Annotated in this window: 17 protein-coding genes; 8 read left to right on the forward strand and 9 right to left on the reverse strand. The window is 67.4% G+C overall.

From position 1 onward, the window contains the following. Positions 1-32: 32 nt before the first annotated feature. Positions 33-920 carry an SGNH hydrolase domain-containing protein gene (locus H629_RS15745; protein WP_338034117.1) on the forward strand — a complete coding sequence of 296 codons (888 nt, stop codon included), beginning with the start codon at positions 33-35 and terminating at the stop codon, positions 918-920. A gap of 55 nt (positions 921-975) precedes the next feature. Here H629_RS15745 and glf read toward each other — a convergent pair whose 3' ends face one another. Both glf and H629_RS0111670 read right to left on the reverse strand, forming a co-directional pair. Next, positions 976-2,115, reverse strand: a complete 1,140-nt coding sequence (glf, locus tag H629_RS0111665; protein ID WP_029746921.1) for a UDP-galactopyranose mutase — start codon at positions 2,113-2,115, stop codon at positions 976-978. Between the two features lie 42 nt (positions 2,116-2,157). Next, complete coding sequence (locus tag H629_RS0111670) at positions 2,158-3,111, reverse strand: Gfo/Idh/MocA family protein (RefSeq protein ID WP_024357436.1); 954 nt, start codon at positions 3,109-3,111, stop codon at positions 2,158-2,160. A 115-nt stretch (positions 3,112-3,226) separates the two neighbouring features. On the opposite strand from H629_RS0111670, the gene H629_RS0111675 reads away from it, so the two are divergent. Further along, positions 3,227-4,129: an LpxD N-terminal domain-containing protein gene (locus H629_RS0111675; protein WP_024357437.1), complete on the forward strand. Its 903-nt coding sequence runs from the start codon at positions 3,227-3,229 to the stop codon at positions 4,127-4,129. A 63-nt stretch (positions 4,130-4,192) separates the two neighbouring features. On the opposite strand, the gene H629_RS0111680 is transcribed toward H629_RS0111675, so the two are convergent. Then, the gene (locus tag H629_RS0111680) at positions 4,193-4,864 is read right to left on the reverse strand and encodes a GCN5 family acetyltransferase (RefSeq protein ID WP_024357438.1); all 672 of its coding nucleotides are present in this window, start codon (positions 4,862-4,864) and stop codon (positions 4,193-4,195) included. A 158-nt stretch (positions 4,865-5,022) separates the two neighbouring features. Between H629_RS0111680 and H629_RS0111685 the strand changes: the two genes are divergently transcribed. From H629_RS0111685 to H629_RS0111700, 4 genes are read left to right on the forward strand one after another with little or no spacing between them, the layout of a single operon-like run. After that, positions 5,023-6,255 (forward strand): glycosyltransferase family protein, encoded by a 1,233-nt coding sequence (locus tag H629_RS0111685; protein WP_161608024.1) that lies wholly within the window; start codon positions 5,023-5,025, stop codon positions 6,253-6,255. Next, a complete protein-coding gene (locus tag H629_RS0111690) occupies positions 6,239-7,411 on the forward strand; it encodes a glycosyltransferase (RefSeq protein WP_024357440.1) in 1,173 nt (390 codons plus the stop codon). The genes H629_RS0111685 and H629_RS0111690 overlap by 17 nt, the downstream gene beginning before the upstream one ends. Next, positions 7,411-8,577 (forward strand): glycosyltransferase, encoded by a 1,167-nt coding sequence (locus tag H629_RS0111695; protein WP_024357441.1) that lies wholly within the window; start codon positions 7,411-7,413, stop codon positions 8,575-8,577. Before H629_RS0111690 ends, H629_RS0111695 begins: the two co-directional genes overlap by 1 nt. Then, on the forward strand, positions 8,577-9,797 hold the full coding sequence (locus H629_RS0111700) for a glycosyltransferase (protein ID WP_024357442.1): 1,221 nt from the start codon (positions 8,577-8,579) through the stop codon (positions 9,795-9,797). Before H629_RS0111695 ends, H629_RS0111700 begins: the two co-directional genes overlap by 1 nt. Positions 9,798-9,808: 11 nt before the next feature. Here the strand turns inward: H629_RS0111700 and H629_RS0111705 are convergent, their stop codons facing one another. The 3 genes from H629_RS0111705 to H629_RS0111715 all read right to left on the reverse strand — a co-directional run bounded on the left by H629_RS0111705 (position 9,809) and on the right by H629_RS0111715 (position 11,856). Beyond that, positions 9,809-10,819 (reverse strand): 3-oxoacyl-ACP synthase III family protein, encoded by a 1,011-nt coding sequence (locus H629_RS0111705; protein ID WP_024357443.1) that lies wholly within the window; start codon positions 10,817-10,819, stop codon positions 9,809-9,811. A 63-nt stretch (positions 10,820-10,882) separates the two neighbouring features. Beyond that, the gene (locus H629_RS0111710; RefSeq protein ID WP_024357444.1) at positions 10,883-11,641 is read right to left on the reverse strand and encodes an SDR family NAD(P)-dependent oxidoreductase; all 759 of its coding nucleotides are present in this window, start codon (positions 11,639-11,641) and stop codon (positions 10,883-10,885) included. Further along, on the reverse strand, positions 11,638-11,856 hold the full coding sequence (locus H629_RS0111715; protein WP_024357445.1) for an acyl carrier protein: 219 nt from the start codon (positions 11,854-11,856) through the stop codon (positions 11,638-11,640). The genes H629_RS0111710 and H629_RS0111715 overlap by 4 nt, the downstream gene beginning before the upstream one ends. Positions 11,857-11,967: 111 nt before the next feature. Between H629_RS0111715 and H629_RS0111720 the strand changes: the two genes are divergently transcribed. Both H629_RS0111720 and H629_RS0111725 read left to right on the forward strand, forming a co-directional pair. Then, complete coding sequence (locus tag H629_RS0111720) at positions 11,968-13,029, forward strand: glycosyltransferase family 2 protein (protein WP_024357446.1); 1,062 nt, start codon at positions 11,968-11,970, stop codon at positions 13,027-13,029. Positions 13,030-13,048: 19 nt separating this feature from the next. Beyond that, positions 13,049-14,146: a glycosyltransferase gene (locus H629_RS0111725; RefSeq protein ID WP_024357447.1), complete on the forward strand. Its 1,098-nt coding sequence runs from the start codon at positions 13,049-13,051 to the stop codon at positions 14,144-14,146. Between the two features lie 73 nt (positions 14,147-14,219). Here the strand turns inward: H629_RS0111725 and H629_RS0111730 are convergent, their stop codons facing one another. The 3 genes from H629_RS0111730 to H629_RS14865 form a co-directional block, all read right to left on the reverse strand. Beyond that, complete coding sequence (locus H629_RS0111730; RefSeq protein ID WP_024357448.1) at positions 14,220-16,016, reverse strand: ABC transporter ATP-binding protein; 1,797 nt, start codon at positions 16,014-16,016, stop codon at positions 14,220-14,222. Positions 16,017-16,026: 10 nt separating this feature from the next. Then, complete coding sequence (locus H629_RS0111735; protein WP_024357449.1) at positions 16,027-17,136, reverse strand: DegT/DnrJ/EryC1/StrS family aminotransferase; 1,110 nt, start codon at positions 17,134-17,136, stop codon at positions 16,027-16,029. 117 nt (positions 17,137-17,253) lie between these two features. Next, positions 17,254-17,517, reverse strand: a 264-nt coding sequence (locus H629_RS14865) for an LGFP repeat-containing protein (RefSeq protein ID WP_420835251.1), incomplete at its 5' end; no start/stop codon positions are given.

Below are 17,517 nucleotides of genomic sequence, written 5' to 3' on the forward strand. Positions count from 1 at the left end.
CCGAGCAGCAGTCCACCGCCTCGCTGCAGGAGATGCACGAGCTCGTCCTGTCCCCGGACGCCGGCTGCGCGGGCGGCCGAGCCCTCGCAGATCCCGAGCAGTGCGGGGCGGGTTTCGACTCGCGCGATCCGCGATTCAGCGGCCTCGGCTCTGCGGACCAGTTCACCACGCTCATCCGCACGGGCGAGGGCTGCGACATCTTCCACCCCACCCCCGACAGCACGCCGGACCCCACGCTCCTCTGCGATGTGGGCGATGTGACGGCGGAGAAGCGCATCACCCTGTGGGGCGACTCGCACGCGAACCACTGGATCAACGCGCTCGACCAGATCGGCAGAGATCACCACGTCAAGTTCACGATCCTGAGCAGCGGCCAGTGCGCGGCGATGGACGCCAACGAGCCGCTCTGCAGCGACCGCATGGCCTTCATCCGAGACAGCGGCATCCTCGACGACAGCGACGCCATCATGCTCTCGCTGTGGTTCCGCTACGGGCCCGATGTCGAACGCCAGCCGACGCAGGAAGCGCTCGACGTGCTCGCAAACCTCACCGACACCCCGGTGTACCTGCTGCAGGACATCCCTCCGGCAGGGACCGACGGCGGCCCCGACTGCGACACCCGCGGCCTGAGCTGCACCAACAGCGTCGAAGCCGCCCTGAGCTCGATGAACGGGGCCTACGAGCAGATGGTGGCCCGCGGCACGCTCGATCCGGATCGCATCATCGAGACCAGCGACATGTTCTGCGACGCCACCACCTGCTACTCCTTCATCGGCGGGCTGCCCGTCTACCAGTCGAACGCGCTCGCAGACGACGCCTCGGCGCCCGAGGGCAACGCCCACATGACCGCGAGCTACTCACTGACCCTCGCCGAGTTGCTGGCCGCGAAGCTCGACACCAAGAGCCTCCTCACGCCGTGAGGCCGCCCGCTCGATTCGAGCGGGCGGCCTCACGGCGCCACGGGGCAGCCGAACCTCAGAGGAGCTCGGAGAGCTTGTTGTTGAACATCGAGAGCGCCGAGCCGATGGCCATGTGCATGTCGAGGTACTGGTAGGTGCCGAGACGGCCCCCGAACAGCACCCGGTCCTCGCGGTCGGCGAGCTCGCGGTACTTGAGCAGACGATCGCGGTCCTCGGGGGTGTTGACGGGGTAGTAGGGCTCGTCCTCGCGAGTGGCGAACCGGGAATACTCGCGCATGATCACGGTCTTGTCGGCGGGGTACTCGCGCTCGGGGTGGAAGTGGCGGAACTCGTGGATGCGCGTGTACGGCACGTCCGATCCCGCGTAGTTCATCACGCTGGTGCCCTGGAAGTCGCCCGTGGGCAGCACCTCCTGCTCGAAGTCGAGCGTGCGCCAGGCGAGCTCGCCCTCGGCATAGTCGAAGTAGCGGTCGACCGGGCCCGTGTAGACGACGGGCACCTTGCCGATCACAGCCGCCTTGTTGAGCGGCTGCGACTCGTCGAAGAAGTCGGTGTCGAGGCGCACCTCGATGTTCGGGTGATCGGCCATGTTCTCGAGCCACGCGGTGTAGCCGTCGACGGGCAGGCCCTCGTAGGTGTCGTTGAAGTAGCGGTTGTCGTAGGTGTAGCGCACCGGCAGGCGCGAGATCACCTCGGCGGGCAACTCGGTCGTGGGGGTCTGCCACTGCTTGGCGGTGTAGTCGCGGATGAACGCCTCGTAGAGCGGACGCCCGATCAGCGAGATGCCCTTCTCCTCGAGGTTCTTGGCCTGCTTGGTGTCGAACTCCTCGGCCTGCTGCGCGATGAGCGCCCGCGCCTCGTCGGGACCGTAGGCAGCGCGGAAGAACTGGTTGATGGTGCCCAGGTTGATGGGCAGCGGGTACACCTCGCCCTGGAAGTTCGAGTACACCTTGTGCTCGTAGCCCGTGAACTTCGTGAAGCGGTTCACGTACTCCCACACCGTCTCGTTGGAGGTGTGGAACAGGTGCGCGCCGTAGCGGTGCACCTCGATGCCGGTCTCGGGCTCCGCCTCGGAGTAGGCGTTGCCGCCGATGTGGGAGCGGCGATCGATCACGACCACTTTCTTGCCCGCGGACGCCGCGCGCTCAGCGATGGTGAGACCGAAGAAACCAGAGCCGACTACCAGAAGATCCATGCGGGACAGTCTATGCGACGGCTAGTGAGGAAAGCCCCGGGCTCAGCGGCCCGCGAGTGCGGCCGCAATGATACGGTGCGCGGGAACGATGCTGCGACGCTCGGCATCTGCGTCGATGCGTCCCTCGACCAGGTCCACGAAGTGCTCGAACTGCGCAGCAAGCGGCTCGAGGCCCGACACCTCGGGCACTTCCATCTCGGTCATCTGCTTGAAGCCGACCTTGTCGTCGGTGCTCTCGATATTGGTGTGACGGTACTTGGTGACGCTGCGCAGCAGCAGATCCACTTCGACCATGGAATCGAGCGACTGCACCACCATGCGGCGCACCTTCCGCTGACCGATACGGCTGGCCGATGCCGAGGCGATACCCCCGCCGGGGAAACGCAGCGTCATGTCGATGACGTCCTCGGCTCCCGCCATCGAATCGGGGTGGAAGTAGCCCAGCTCGGCGCTCACCGATTCCGGCGAGGCTGCGCCGTAGAGGTTCGAGATGAGGTCGGCGTCGTGCACCAGCATGTCCCACGCCACGCCCGTCTTGATGCGAGCCCAGTGCGGCGAGTGGCGCTCGGCACGCACGTAGACCGGCTCGTCGATGAGCTTCTTCGCCGCGAGCACCCCGGCGTTGAATCGTTCGAGGAAGCCGCACTGCACCGGCACGCCGCGCTGCTCGGCAACGCCGAGGATCTCCTCGGTCTGCTCAAGCGAGGGGCAGATCGGCTTCTCGATGAGCACCGGCAACCCGGCGTCGAGAATCTCCTTGGCGATGTCGTAGTGGTACTCGGTCGACGCCGCGACGACCACCGCATCGGCCCGTTTGAGCGCCTCCTCCGCGGCGGGGAACCAGTCGCCGCCGTACTGATCGGCCGCAGCCCGACCGTTCTGCTCGAAGGGGTCGACGATGCCGACCAGCTTCGCCCGCGCAGACGACGAGATGATACGCGCATGGTTGCGCCCCATCGTGCCCGCTCCGAAAAGAACGATATTCGGCTGCGCCATCCTGACTCCTCAATCTGCCGGTAATGCGTCCGCCCATCGTATCCGAGGGCGTAGTCGAGTCCCAGTCTACGTTCGTACCCGGCGGCTCCTCCTGGATGCGCGGTACAGTTCTCGCATGACCGGACTCAGCGCACGCACCATCGCCGCCGACTTCGCCGCGGATCTCGCCGGCGCCGACCTCGCCGTCACGGGGCCAGCGCCCCTGCTCGACGCCGAGGCGCAGCACCTCGCCTTCGTCGGCGACACCACCCGATTCGCGGAGGCCTTCGACCGCGCCGCCCTCGCGGGCGCGGTGATCTTCGCGCCGCTCGGAACGGCGCTCCCGGACGGCGCCGCAGGCGCCCTGATCCTCGTCGAGAACCCGCGCGCGGCGTTCGGCCAGGCCGTCGCCCGCTACTTCGCCCCGCGCGCCGAGGCCGGCATCGCCGACACCGCCCGCGTGCACCCGACCGCGCAGGTGCACGCGACGGCGCACATCGGCGAGTACACCGTGATCCGCGAGGGAGCCGTCGTCGAGGCCCACGCCGAGATCAGGGACCACGTGGTCATCGGCCGCGGCGTCGTGATCGGCGAGCACGCACTCGTGAAAAGCCAGGCCGTCGTCGGCGAGGAGGGCTTCGGCATCGAGAAGGACGCCGACGGCAACAACTTCCATGTCCCGCACATCGGCTCGGTGCGGCTCGGCGCCCACACCGAGGTCGGCAACTTCACGACGGTCTGCTCGGGCACCATCGCCCCGACCGTGGTCGGCGACTACACGAAGATCGACGACCACGTGCATATCGCGCACAACTGCCAGATCGGGAAGAACGTCATCATCACCGCCTGCGCCGAGATCTCGGGCAGCGTCGTGATCGAGGACGAGGTGTGGATCGGGCCGAACGCCTCCGTGATCCAGGGGCTCACCCTCGGCAAAGACTCGCTGCTCGGCATCGGAGCGGTCGCGGTGAAGTCGGTGCCCGCAAACGAGGTGCGCGTGGGCAACCCCGCGAAGCGCCTCGGCGACAACAAGAAATAGCCTCGGCGCATAGACGACTGCGGCCCGCGGATCCTCGGATCCGCGGGCCATCGTCGTCTCGGCTCAGTAGTTCTCGGCCGGCACCTTCTCGAACCACCAGAACGGGTGCGTGAGCACCTGCATGAGCGGCTCCTTGCCGACCCACTCGCCGAAGTGGCCCTCGCGCCAGCGACCGCTCGAGTCGCTCAGGTACTTCATGTTCGGCATCATGAAGCGCTCTTCGTAGGCGTGGTAGGCGACGCTGTCGCTCCAGCGCTCGAGCAGCCCGTTCGCGAACTCGACACCGCCCATGCGGGCCGGCTCATGCGAGCTGAACCCGCCGAGCGGGCGTCCCACGGCGGCCTCGAAGACGGCGCGCTGCCGGTCCGCCCAGTCGAGGTTGTCGCTGCCGAGCCAGTCGCAGAGCCCGCCTTCGAGATGCAGCTGTACCTCGTGCCCGAGCTGCTCCATCTCCTGCACGATCTGCAGCGACGGCAGGCTGAGCAGATTGTAGCCCCGGGCGTGCACGCGTAGGAAGAAGGTCGAGGAGACCCCTGCTTCGGCATCGACGCGCGCCACACGCAGCGCCTGCTCGATCGTGTTGTCGATGTCGTGGCGCAGCACCATGTGGCGCTCCTGCGGGCTCGCGAGGTACTCCTGGAACGAAGTCACTGCGTACCCGGCGTCGCGGTAGTCCCGCAGAGTGTCGGCGTACGACTTCAGCGAGTAGTCGAAGATCTTGGGAGCTGATTCCATGGGCGGATCGTCTTTCAGTTCGGATCGGCCGCACGGCCGAGGGGAATATGGGGAAGATCGCGCACCATGATACGGGAGAATGGTTCATCGGGCCCGGTCTCGAGCCGGGTTAGGATTGGCGGCATGACATTCGTGAGCCGAGCGGGTCGCCCCGAGCTGTGAATCGCAATCACCTGCCCTCATGGATCAATCGGCTGATCGATCTTATCGCCGACGCCCCCATGAGCCCGCTCGGACGGCTCGCGGCCCGCCGTCTAGGCCGCCCGGCGCCTCGCGGCAGCGTCGGCACCACCTCGTTCGACGAGCGGCCGATCCGCCTGCTGATCGCGCCTGTCAACTACTCGGGCCAGGCCTACGCCTGGGCCCGTGCACTCGAAACCGCCGACGCCGATATCTCGGCCCGCAACATGGCGATCGAAGTGCCGGGAGGATTCGACTTCGCAGCGGATCTGCTCGTGCCCGTCGGCACTTACCACAACGACGCCGACTGGCAGCAGCGCCAGCTCGAGGCCGCGTCGCGCGCCACCCACGTGCTCATCGAGGCTGAGGAGCCCCCATTCGGCCGCCTTCTGGGGCGATCGGTCGCAGCGCAGGCGCAGGCGCTCCTCGATCGCGGCGTCGACGTGGCCTATCTCGCACACGGCACCGACGCGCGGTTGCCCTCGCGACACATGCGCGAGCACCCCATCTCCTACTACGACGATCCCGCCGTGTACCTGCCGCGCGCCGAGCAGGTCGCGGCGCGCAACATCGAGCTGCTCCGGAACAGCGGCCGCACGGTCTTCGTCTCCACCCCGGATCTGCTGAGCGATCTCCCCGGGGCGTTCTGGTGCCCGGTGACGGTTGATCCGGCGCGCTGGGCCGCAGACGACCGCAGGGAGCGACCGGTCGGAGCCCCGCTCCGCGTCGCCCATGCGCCCTCCGTCGCCGCGTACAAGGGCACGCCGCTCATCATGCCCGTGCTCGAGCGGTTGCAGGCCGAAGGTCTCATCGAGCTCGACCTGATTCAAGGCGTACCCTCAGCCGACATGCCCGCCCGATTCGCAGCGGCCGACGTCATGCTTGACCAGTTCCGCACCGGCTCCTACGGCGTGGCCGCCTGCGAGGCGATGGCCGCGGGCTGCATCGTGATCGGCGAGGTCTTCGACCGCGTACGCGCCGACATCTTCACCGCGACCGGCTTGCGCCTGCCGGTGTTCGAGGCAGTTCCGGGTACCCTTGAAGACGTGTTGCGTCGTCTCGTCGCAGCTCCGGACCTCTCGCGCGAACGCGCTCGCAGCGTTGAGTTCGTGAGCGCAGTGCACGACGGACGCCACTCGGCCCGAGTGCTGCAGCAGCACTGGGTATCCGGCCAGAACCGCGAGGAGGGCCTCCATGCATCCGGCAGCTGAACGTCTCTGGAAACTCGTCCCGAAGCTCGGGCAGGACACGATCGCGACAGCGGTCGACCGATTCAAGGGCGTCGTGCCGCCCCCGCCGCCCCTCCCCGACGCCGACCGAGCCGCGCGGCTGTTCATCGGCCCCGTGAACTACGCTGGCCAGGGCTACCAGTGGGGCCGCGCGGCAGAGTCGACGGGCCGGGTCTCGGCCCGCAACTACGTGCACGACGGCAACAACCTGCTGCTCTATCCCGCTGACTACACCGTCTCCTGGCGCACCACTGAACACTCCCGGGCTTGGCAGCGGGCAATGGCGGACACGCTCGCCGAGCACTACACGCATGTGCTCATCGAAGCCTGCTACCCGATCCTTGGGGGCATGTTCTCGGGCGACATGCGCCGTCAGATCTCGTTGATGCGCAATGCCGGGCTCAAGGTCGCATTCGTGGGCCACGGCACCGATGTGCGCCTTCCCTCGCTTCACGCCCAACTCGATGAGTGGTCGTACTTCCGGGACGCCGATTGGATCGACCCCGCCCTCGTCGAGCCCGTCGTCGCCGCCAACCTCCAGCTCATCGCCGACACGAAGGCCCCTGTCTTCGTGTCAACCGCAGGGCTGCTGCTCGATCTTCCCGACGCCCAGTTTCTCGGAGTCATCATCGACCCAGACCGCTGGGCGAACGATGCCCCGCTACTCGAGCGTGAACGAATCAAGGTGGTGCACGCCCCCACGAATCCGATCCCGAAGGGTACCCCGTACGTGGCGCCAGTCGCCCAGAAGCTTCACGACGAGGGCCTCATCGAGTACGTCGAGCTGAGAGGGATCCCGAACCACGAAATGCCGGCCGTGTTCGCCGACGCCGACGTGGTGCTCGACCAGTTCCGATCAGGTGACTACGGGGTGGCCGCCTGCGAGGTGATGGCTTCCGGGCGCATCGTACTCGCGCACGTGAGCGATCAGGTGCGCGATGAGGTCGCCAGCCACGCCGGCATGCCCCTCCCGATCCACGAGACGACGCTGGAGAACGTCGAGGCGACCCTCCGCGACATCGTGGCCCGTCGCGACCACTACCGCGAGCTCGCCCGGAAGGGCCCCGAGTTCGTGCGTCGCCTGCACAGCGGCGAGTTCTCCCGCGACGTGCTGATGCAGCACTTCCTGGAGGCGTAGTGCGCGTCATCATCGCCACCCGCATCTACCGGCCCGAGCCCGCAGCGGCCTCGCTATTCCTCGGTTGCGTCTCTGACGCGCTGCGCGCTCAGGGCGCCGAGGTCGAGGTACTCACCGCAAAGCCAGTGCCCGGTCAGGGCGAGGGCTCGCGCGGCGAGCGCATCCGCACCTTCCCCGTGCTGCGCGATCGCAACGGCTACCTCCGCGGCTATGTGCAGTACATGAGCTTTGACATCCCGCTCGCCTTCCGACTGCTAATCACCCGTCGCCCGGATGCGATCTTCGTCGAACCGCCGCCCACGACCGGGGCCGTGGTGCGAGTGATCTGCGCGCTCCGGCGCATCCCGTACGTCTACGACGCAGCCGACATCTGGTCGGATGCCGCCGGCTACATGGGCACTGCGTCGCTCGCAGTGCGGATCCTGCGCGGGATCGAGCGATTCGCACTCAGGGGAGCGCGCGGGATCGTTACGATCTCCCAGGGCGTGGCGGATCGCGTGCGCGCGCTCGGGGTGCACACCCCCGCCACGGTTACGGGGTTCGGCGCAGACACGCTGATTTTCCGCTACGCCGAAGCCCCGGTCGAACGGGTCTTTCTGTACGCCGGAACCTACACCGAGTTGCACGGTGCCGACATCCTCATCGAGGCCTTTGCGCGTTTCTCGGCAACGCATCCCGGCTACAGGCTGCGCTTCATCGGGAACGGCAGCGGACAGGAGCGGATGCTGCAGCGCGCACACGAGCTGGGGATCGGCGGATCGGTCGACTTCGTCGACCCGGTGGCCCCGGCCGAACTGCAGCCCGAGTTCTCGCGCGCCGTGGCGAGCCTCTCCACTCAGTTCCCGGAGCCCGGCTACCGTTACGCCTTCACCTCGAAGATCTACTCCTCGTTCGCTGCCGGCTGCCCAGTGATCTTCGCAGGCCCCGGGCCGACGGGAAGCTTCATCGAGCAGGCGTCCGAGGAGGTCGAGGTCGGATCGGCGGTCGCCTACGACGCCGATGCCATTGCGGATGCGATGCGCGCGCGCGCCGATGCGCCCCTGCCTGCTGAGGGACGGCGTGAGCTCGCTTCCTGGACGGCGGCTCACCATTCGATGGGGGCCGTGGGGAGGCGAGTCGCCGAGGTGATCTCTGTGGCTGCACGCACGCGCAGCAGGCAGCGCTGATGAGTTCGTTCTTCTCGAACGCCGCCGCTTGGGCAATCAAGCATCGCTCGAAGCTGCCCGCGTGGATGCAGCGACTCATGGAGTCGGCGGCACGCAACCCCGACGGGGTGATGGGGCGACTCACCGGCCGCTTGCTGGGCGGCGGAAATGCGCCGAACACCGAGGTGCCCGACGCCGCGGTGCGGATGTACATCGCCCCCACGAATTACGCGGGTCAAGGCTTCCTGTGGGCGCGGGCGCTCGAAGCTGCGGACCCTCGGGTAGGCGCCCGCAACATGGCGATCACATTGCCGGGCGACTACTCGTTCCGAGCCGACACTCCCGTACCCATCGCCGCGTTCAATACCTCCGACTCCTGGGCTGAGGCCGAGTGGGAGGCCGTCCGGCGCTTCACCCATGTGCTTGTCGAGGCGGAGCGGCCCATGTTCGGGCGGCGCTTCGGCCACGATCTGCGTGCCGAGGTCGCGGCGCTGGAATCGGTGGGAATCTCAGTTGCGTTCCTCTGCCACGGCAACGACATCCGAGACCCCGATCGGCATGCGGAGCTCACCCCTTGGTCGCTGTTCCCCGAGGATCCCCGCACCGACTTCTTCCGTTCCGAGGCCCGGAAGAATCTGGCCCTCATCACCGACCTCGGCAACCCTGTGTTCGTGTCGACGCCCGATCTGAGCGCCGATGTGCCGCACGCCGCCTGGTGCCCCGTCATCGTCGATCTGGAGCGCTTCGGCGGGCCGACACCCCCTGTGTTCAGCCGCGACCGCGTGGCCGTCGTGCACGCTTCGAGCGACCCGTTCGGCAAAGGCACGAACTACATCGAGCCGGCGCTCGCGCCCCTCATGTCCTCCGGGCTCGTCGACTACCGGCTCATCACGGCGACGCCGGCCGCCGAGATGCCGGCCGTCTTCGCCTCCTCCGATATCGTGATCGATCAGTTCCGCGCGGGCTCATACGGTGTGGCCGCATGCGAGGCGATGGCGTCGGGTCGGGTGGTCGTCGGGCACGTCATGCAGGTCGCGCGTGAGTTCATCGAGCAGCAGACGGGCTTCGAACTGCCGATCGTAGAGGCCACACCCGATACGTTGCGCACGGTTGTCGAGGAACTCGCCGCCGATCCCGAACGAGCGCGGGAGATCGGCGAGGCCGGGCGCCGCTACGCCACCGCTGTGCATACCGGCGCGGCGAGCGTCCGAGCATTGCTCGGCAACTGGATCGACGCCTGACCTCGACGCAGCTACCAGTTCAGAACGAGGCCACCCCAGGAGAGCCCGACGCCGAAGCCGAGCAGCATGACCCGCATTCCGGGCTGCAGCGCGCCCTGGCGCACTGCTTCGGTGAGGGCGATGGGGATCGTCGAGGAGACGGTATTGCCAGACTCGGCGAGAGCGACGAAGAACTTCTCCTTCGGCACCTTGAGCTTCTTGCGCAGGTGCTCGAGCATGAACGCATTGGCCTGGTGGAAAACGAAGAGGTCGATGTCGTCGAGGCCGAGTTCGGCCTTCGCGAGAATCGCGTCGACCGAGTCGGGAACAACCCGCAACGTGAAGTTGAAGATCTCGGGGCCGTCCATATACAGGTCGTAGCCATTACTCTCGAGCCCACGCTCGGCTGCCGGCGATTTCTCCTCGATGTCGCGGCCCTGGCGCATGCCGCCGTGAGGAACCACGAGCTTGCCTGCGCCCGAGCCGTCGGTGCCGTAGGTGATGGCGGTGATGCCGGACGCGTCGCCAGATTCTGCCGTCACGAGCGTCGCCGCGGCTCCGTCGCCGAAGATGGTGCGAACGCTCTTGTCGCTGGGGTTCACGAACTTCGTGTACGTATCGGCGGTGATCACGAGCACGTTCGAGACCTGGCCCGACTCGATGAGGCCCTTCGCCTGGCCCAGCGCGTAGATGAAGCCCGAGCAGCCGAGGTTCAGGTCTGCCGCGCCGGCGGTGCGGCGCAGGCCGAGGCCCTCGTGCACGATGCAGGCGGTCGTCGGAAGGTAGAAATCGGGGCTCTGCGTGCAGACGATGAGGTAATCGATCGACTCGGGATCGATACCTCGCTCGCTCAGCAGTCGGCGACCCGCGGCGATTGCAAGGTCAGAGCTGAACTCGTTCTCGCCCGCGATGTGTCGACGGTCGATGCCGGTCTTCGCCGAGATCTTCTCGACGCTCCACTCGGGGAACTCGGCCGAGAGATCCTCGTTCGAAAGGATACGCTCGGGAAGGTAGTAGTCAACGGCGGAGATACGTGCCTGCATACCTGAATCCTACCGCGCAAGGCCGAGCGCGCACATCGCGGATCGGCGTCGCGGCGGTATCGCTCAGTGGGCGGTGTAACCGCCGTCGACCACGAGCGTCGTGCCAGTGACCCACTGCGAGGCATCCGAGAGCAGGAACAGCGCTGCGTTCGCCACATCGTCGGCCGAGCCGATGCCCAGAGGATGCTCGGCCTCGATGCTCTGCCACGCGGCCTGCCCCACCTTGCGTCGCAGTTCGTCGGTGAGCGACGTCTCGACGATGCCGGCAGCGATGCTGTTCACCCGGATGCGCTCAGGCGCAAGCTCGAGAGCGAGCGACCGTCCGAGCGAGGAGACGGCGGCCTTCGTGGCGGCGTAGACGCTGACCCCAGCCTCGCCGACAAGCCCTACGGCCGACGACATCAGGACGATACCGGCCCGCTCGGCCCGCACCTTGGGGTTGCGGAAGGCCTTCGAAAGCAGCACGCTGCTCGTCACGTTCGTCTCGAAGAGGGAGGCGACCTGCTTCGCCGAGGTTGCGCGCAACGGCGTCGTCGCGTGCACGCCGGCCGCGTGCAGCAACCCGTCGAGTGGTCCTACGGCTTCGACGGCGTCTCGCACGAGCCCCGCGTAGCCCGCATGATCCGAGAGGTCGAAAGGCAGGATGTGGTGCCCGTCTCCGTCGAGCAGACTCGCGGTCTCCTCCAGCGCCTCCTGCCGGCGAGCGACCAGCACCACTCGGGCACCTGCACGGTTCGCGAGCACCGCGGTCGCCCTACCGATGCCGGATGAGGCGCCGGTGATCAGCAGCGCGCGATCCTCCAGCCGGAGGAAATCACTCACGACTGGGCCGAGATCAGGGCCTGCAAGTCGTCGACGGTCACGGCCTTGGCGAGCTCGTCTGCGTCGATCTGCACGCCCAGACGCTCGTCGATCTCAGCGATGAACGCCAGGTTGGCGAGGGAGTCCCAGCCCTGGTCCTCCAGGGAGTCGGTAGCGGAGGCCTCTTCGACCTCGAGGATCTCTGCAACCAGCTCGAGCAATGCGTCTTTTTCCATGGGGATAGCCTAACAACCCAGCCGCGCTTTCGCGTCACGGATCCCACGATCCTGACGACCGGACCGCCGAGCCCCGCGGAGGGGAGGGGCTCCTCGCGCTACCATCGAGGCATGGCCGAACCCCTCGTCGACGTCGTCATCCCCGTCCACTCGAGCACGCGCCCGATCGCCAGGGCCGCAACCTCGGTCCTCGACCATAGCAAGGCCGAGGTGCGGGTGAACGTGGTGGCGCATAACATCGACCCGGAGATCATCCGCGCCAATCTCGGCTCCGTCGCCGACGATCCCCGTCTCCGACTGCTCCACCTCGCGGACGGCATCCCCTCCCCCGCCGGACCGATGAACCTCGGGCTCGATGAAGCGACGGCACCGTACGTGTCGCTGCTCGGCTCCGACGACGAGTTCGCCCCCGGTGCCGTCGACTCCTGGCTCGCAATTGCACAGGAGACAGGTGCGAGCACCGTCATCGCACGCATTGATCGCGACCTCACCGGAGTCGAGCCAATGCCCCCGACGCGTCGCGGCCGCACCCGTGACCTCGACCCGGTGAAAGATCGGCTCGCCTACCGCTGCGCCCCCCTCGGCCTCATTTCACGCGAGCGCTTCCGCGAACTGCGCTTCACCCCCGGCCTCGGTTCTGGCGAAGATCTCGAATTCACGGCTGCGCTCTGGTTCCAGGGCGAGCACATCGCATACGACCGCACCGGCCCCGCGTACGTCGGGCACGAAGACGGGCACGACCGCGTCACGGGAGCGAAGCGCACCGTAGCGGAGGACTTCTCTTTCTTCACGGTCATCACCTCCGCACCCTGGTTCGCGGGGCTCTCGACGCGACAGCGCACCGCGCTCGGTGTGAAGACACTTCGGCTGCACTTCTTCGACGCGGTCTTCGCGCGGCTCGACACCCCAGAGGGCTTCGCCGCGCACCGGCAGCCGCTCGTCGACGTGCTCCACGCTGTGGAGTCCGCCGCGCCGGGCAGCATCCGTCTGCTGTCGAGAGCGGATCGCGCGGTGATCGATGAGGTGCTGGGCTCCGCTCCGGACACCGCTCACATCCTCACACTGCTGGGCGCGCGCTGGGGCGGGGGCGTTGAGGCCGTGCTGCCCCGCAACCCGCTGCTCGCGCTGCACCCGCAGGCACCGTTCCGCACGCTCAGGAGTACGCGGCCCTAGCCGCCACGAGAACACCGCCATGACCGATCCCCTCGTCGACGTCACCATCGCCGTGCACTCCGCCACCCGCCCCATCGCGCGGGCCGTCGCCTCGGTGCTCGAGCACACCTCTGCCCCTGTTCGCGTGAACGTTGTCGCGCACAACATCGAGCCTGAGATCATCCGCCGCAACCTCGGTGAGTACGCCGATCATCCCGCACTTCGACTCCTCGGTCTCCGCGACGGCATCCACTCCGCAGCCGGCCCAATGAACCACGGACTCGCCCGCTCTGACGCCCCCTACGTGAGCATCCTGGGCTCCGACGACGAGTTCGCCCCCGGCGCCATCGACTCCTGGCTCGCCACCGCCCGCGAGACGCGCGCCGACGCGGTGCTAGCCCGGATCCGGCTCGTACGCGGCGGCACCGACCCCTACCCGCCGGTGCGCCGCGGTCGTCGCAAAAGTCGCCTCGACGGGCGGAGGGATCGCCTGGCCTATCGCAGCGCTCCCCTCGGCCTCATCGATCGCGAGCGCTTCGGCCACCTGCGATTCAGCGAAGGGCTCGGTTCTGGCGAAGACCTCACTTACTCGCTCACCCTCTGGTTCACCGGAGAGCGGGTCGCCTACGACCTTGACGGACCGCCCTACGTCGGCCACGACGACGCCGACGACCGGGTGACCTTCGGCCCGACCCGTCCACTCGACCGCGACTTCGCATTCCTCGACGAGCTCGAGGCTCTGCCCTGGTTTGCTGCGGCGAGCCCCGCAGTCCGCACGGCGATCACAGTGAAGCTCATCCGCATCCATTTCTTCGACGCAGTGCTGGCACGATCATCGTCGCAACAGGCCCTCTACGAGAGCCGCGACGGACTGGTCGCGCTCGTCGACCGCCTCTTCGCGCTCGCTCCTGGCGCTGGGTCGCTGCTCTCGCGCAGCGACCACGCGGTCTTCGCGGCGCTGCGCGATCCGTGGGCAACGCTCGAAGAGGTCGGAGAAGCGATGCGCGCTCGTCAGTCGTACTTCAAAGCGGCCTCGCTGATACCGAGCAACCCCTTCCTCATCCTGCACGCGCAGGCACCGTTCCGCACACTGCTCGCCGGCTTCCTCATCATGCGCCGCCGCTTCCCGCGCGGGTAGCGGGGCCCGCGACGAGAGACGCGCCGGCTGATCGGGCTCTCACGCCGGGAGAGTCCGTCGCTGTACCTAGTACTCAGCGGACCTCGCCCGCGAGCCCCGCGAGAGCGACCTGCTCCCCGAAAGCGGGATGCTGCTGCGCAACCTCAGCGAAAGTGCCCTGCGCGACTATCACACCGTCGTCGAGGTAGCACACCCGGTCGTAGTCCTTGATCGTCGAGAGGCGGTGCGCCACCGAGATCAGCGTCACCTCGCCCTGCAGTTCCTTGATCGCGCGCGTCACCTCGTCCTCGGTCTTGGTGTCGAGCGAACTCGTAGCCTCGTCGAGCACCAGCACGAGGGGATCCGTGTAGAGGGCGCGGGCGATCCCGAGCCGCTGCTGCTGCCCACCCGAGAGCGACACGCCTCGCTCTCCGATGCGCTCGTCGATACCCCCGGTGCGATCGGCGATGAGCGAACCGAGCTGTGCACGCTCGAGCGCGTACGCAACGCGCTCACGGTCGATCTCGTCGTCGGTCCAGGAGAGCGCCACGTTCTGCGCAATGGTTCCGTCGAAGAGCGCCACCCGCTGCGGCACGTAGCCGACTCGTCCGCGCCACTGACGCAGCACCGACCGCAAGGACTCGCCATCGAGCTCTATGGCGCCCGAGGTTGCCTGGCTGAGACCGAGCAACAGGTCGATGAGCGTTGACTTACCGGCACCCGACGGGCCGACGATACCCACCGAGCTGCCCAGCGGAACATCGAGGCTCATACCGCGAATCACATCGACAGCAGCGCCAGGGTAGCGGAACCGCACGTCGTTCAGACGCAGCAGCTTCGGACTCTCGGCCAGTTCAGCGGAGTCTGCCGGGGTCTGAGAGGTCTTCATGTCACGCTCGGCTGCGATGAGGTCGCCCACCACATCCTTCGCGCCCGGCATACTCGCGGTCGCCTGAACGATGCCGCCCTGCACGCCCGTGAGCGCGGGAATCAGACGGAAACCGGTCGTTGCGAACAGCGCCACAGCGGCAAGGGCCGCCTGCATGCCGCCCTGGAAATACGAGAAACCGCCGATGAGGGCGATACCGCCCAGCAGTGCAGCCTCATAGGCAAAGCCGGGAAGCACGCCCAGGAACGCCCCATTCGCACGGGCCCGCGTGCTGTGGCGGCGATTCGACGTAACGAGATCAGCAACTTCTCCCAAGCGATTGCGCAGGCTGAGCTCTTTCAGCGCCTCGATCATCTCGGTCATCAGGTTCGCGACCCGATAGCTGTACCTCAGGTTCACCTCGCCGGCTTCGAGCGCGCGGCGCGTGACGACGAAGTGCACCACGAGCATCACCAGCGACAGATAGACGAAGGCGATCACCGAGGTCATCGGGTCTGCGATGACGAGCACGCCGAGCACCAGCACGAAGGTGAAGAAAGCGCTCGGGATCCGCATGATGGGCAGCACGAATCCCGCCATCGCATTCGCGATGCCGCCATCGGCGATGCGCGTGATCTCGGCGATCGAGCGCTTCGAGCGCTCCTCCCAGCTCGAATTGATGTACGCCCGGAACAGGCGATCGCCGATCTCAAGCTCGTACTTCGCGAACTTGCGGGTGGCGAACCACTGCAGCACCACATTGAGCACCGACTTCAGCAGCATGAGCGCCAAGGAGATCAGCACGAAGAGCGGCGCAGCCTCAGGCTGCAACTCGCCGACCACGGGCAGCTTGATAGTGGTGCCCGCGATCGCGGGACCGATCACGATCGCGAGCAGCGACATGCCGATCGCGTCGAGCGCGGTGATGAGGCTCGTCGCGACGATGTATCCGACGAAGTAGCGCTGCGCACCCGCTGGGAGCAGGGGCAGCAGCTGTCGGAGGACGCGCCAGATCTCTTTCATACAGCGAGGGTCAGGCGCCGGCGCTCATCACCGCGGTGACCGCGGTGATGATGCGCTCGATGTCGCCCTCGGCGAGCGAGGGGTGCACGGGCAGCGAGAGCACCTCGCGCGCGGCGCGCTCGGTCTCGGGCAGGTCGAGCCCCGGAGCAAACTTCGTCAGCGAGGGCAGGCGGTGATTCGGGATCGGGTAGTAGACGCCCGAGCCGACACCGTGCTCCTCCTTGAGCGCGACGTGGATGCGGTCGCGCTCACCGGCGTCGAGACGCACCGTGTACTGGTGGTAAACGTGCACCGCACCCTCAGCGACCTTCGGGGTCTGCACACCCGCGACGCCGGCAAGGCCTTCGTTCAGCGCGGCTGCGTTGCGCTGTCGCTGCGCGGTCCAGCCGTCGACCTTGGTGAGCTGCACTCGGCCGATGGCAGCGTGGATGTCGGTCATGCGGGCGTTGAAGCCGATGACTTCGTTCTCGTACTGCTTCTCCATGCCCTGGTTGCGCAGCAGGCGGACGTTGCGGGCGATCTCGCCATTCACACACGAGACCATGCCGCCCTCGCCGGAGGTCATGTTCTTCGTGGGGTACAGGCTGAACATGGCGAAGTCGCCAAGGGTGCCGACCAGGCGGCCGCCCCAGGAGGCGCCGTGCGCCTGGGCCGCGTCCTCGTAGATCGCGAGATCGTGCTCGCGCGCGATGGCCTCGATCTGGTCGACGAGGAAGGGGTGACCGTAGAGGTGCACGGGCATGATGCCTTTCGTGCGCGGGGTGATGGCGGCACGCACGGCCTCAGGATCGAGGGTGAAGTAGTCGGGCTCGATGTCGACGAACACCGGGGTGGCACCCGTGAGAGCGACCGAGTTGCCCGTCGCCGCGAAGGTGAAGGAGGGCACGATGACCTCATCGCCGGGGCCGACGCCTGCGGCGAGCAGCCCCAAGTGCTGGCCGCTCGTGCCGGAGTTCACCGCAACGACCTCGCGGCCTCCGACGAAGTGCGCCGAGAATTCCTGCTCGAACGCGGCGACCTCAGGGCCCTGGGCGATCATGCCGGAGCGCAGAACGCGGTCGACGGCCTCGCGCTCCTCATCGCCGACGATCGGCTTGGCTGCGGGAATGAAATCCGTCATCGAAAGATCCTTAACTCTCTTCTCAGGCAGGGACGCCACGCTGTGCGTTCCCGTCGATCCTACTCCGGGATCACTCGGCGTGATCGAACCGGCACTCAGCTGGCGCGGTCAAAATCGTCACAGGCTCGGAGCCTGTCCCTCCTCCGGTCGAGCAGCCGAAGGCTCCGCGAGCGACCCCGGGGCAGCCGAGGGAACTGGCTCGGTCGCCAACCGCACACCGCCCTCCGCGGTCCAGATCAGCGCACCATGCTCGAACTCCTGACGCGAGGAACCGTTCAACCGGGTCTCCGGACCGACGGGCAGGCCCAGCGAGCCCGAAGGGCCGCCATGCGACAGGTACCACGTCCGGATCGCACCATTAATCACCGACGCACCCGTCCG

The organism is Leucobacter chironomi DSM 19883 (genome assembly GCF_000421845.1).
In the GTDB taxonomy this organism is placed as follows: Bacteria; Actinomycetota; Actinomycetes; order Actinomycetales; family Microbacteriaceae; genus Leucobacter; species Leucobacter chironomi.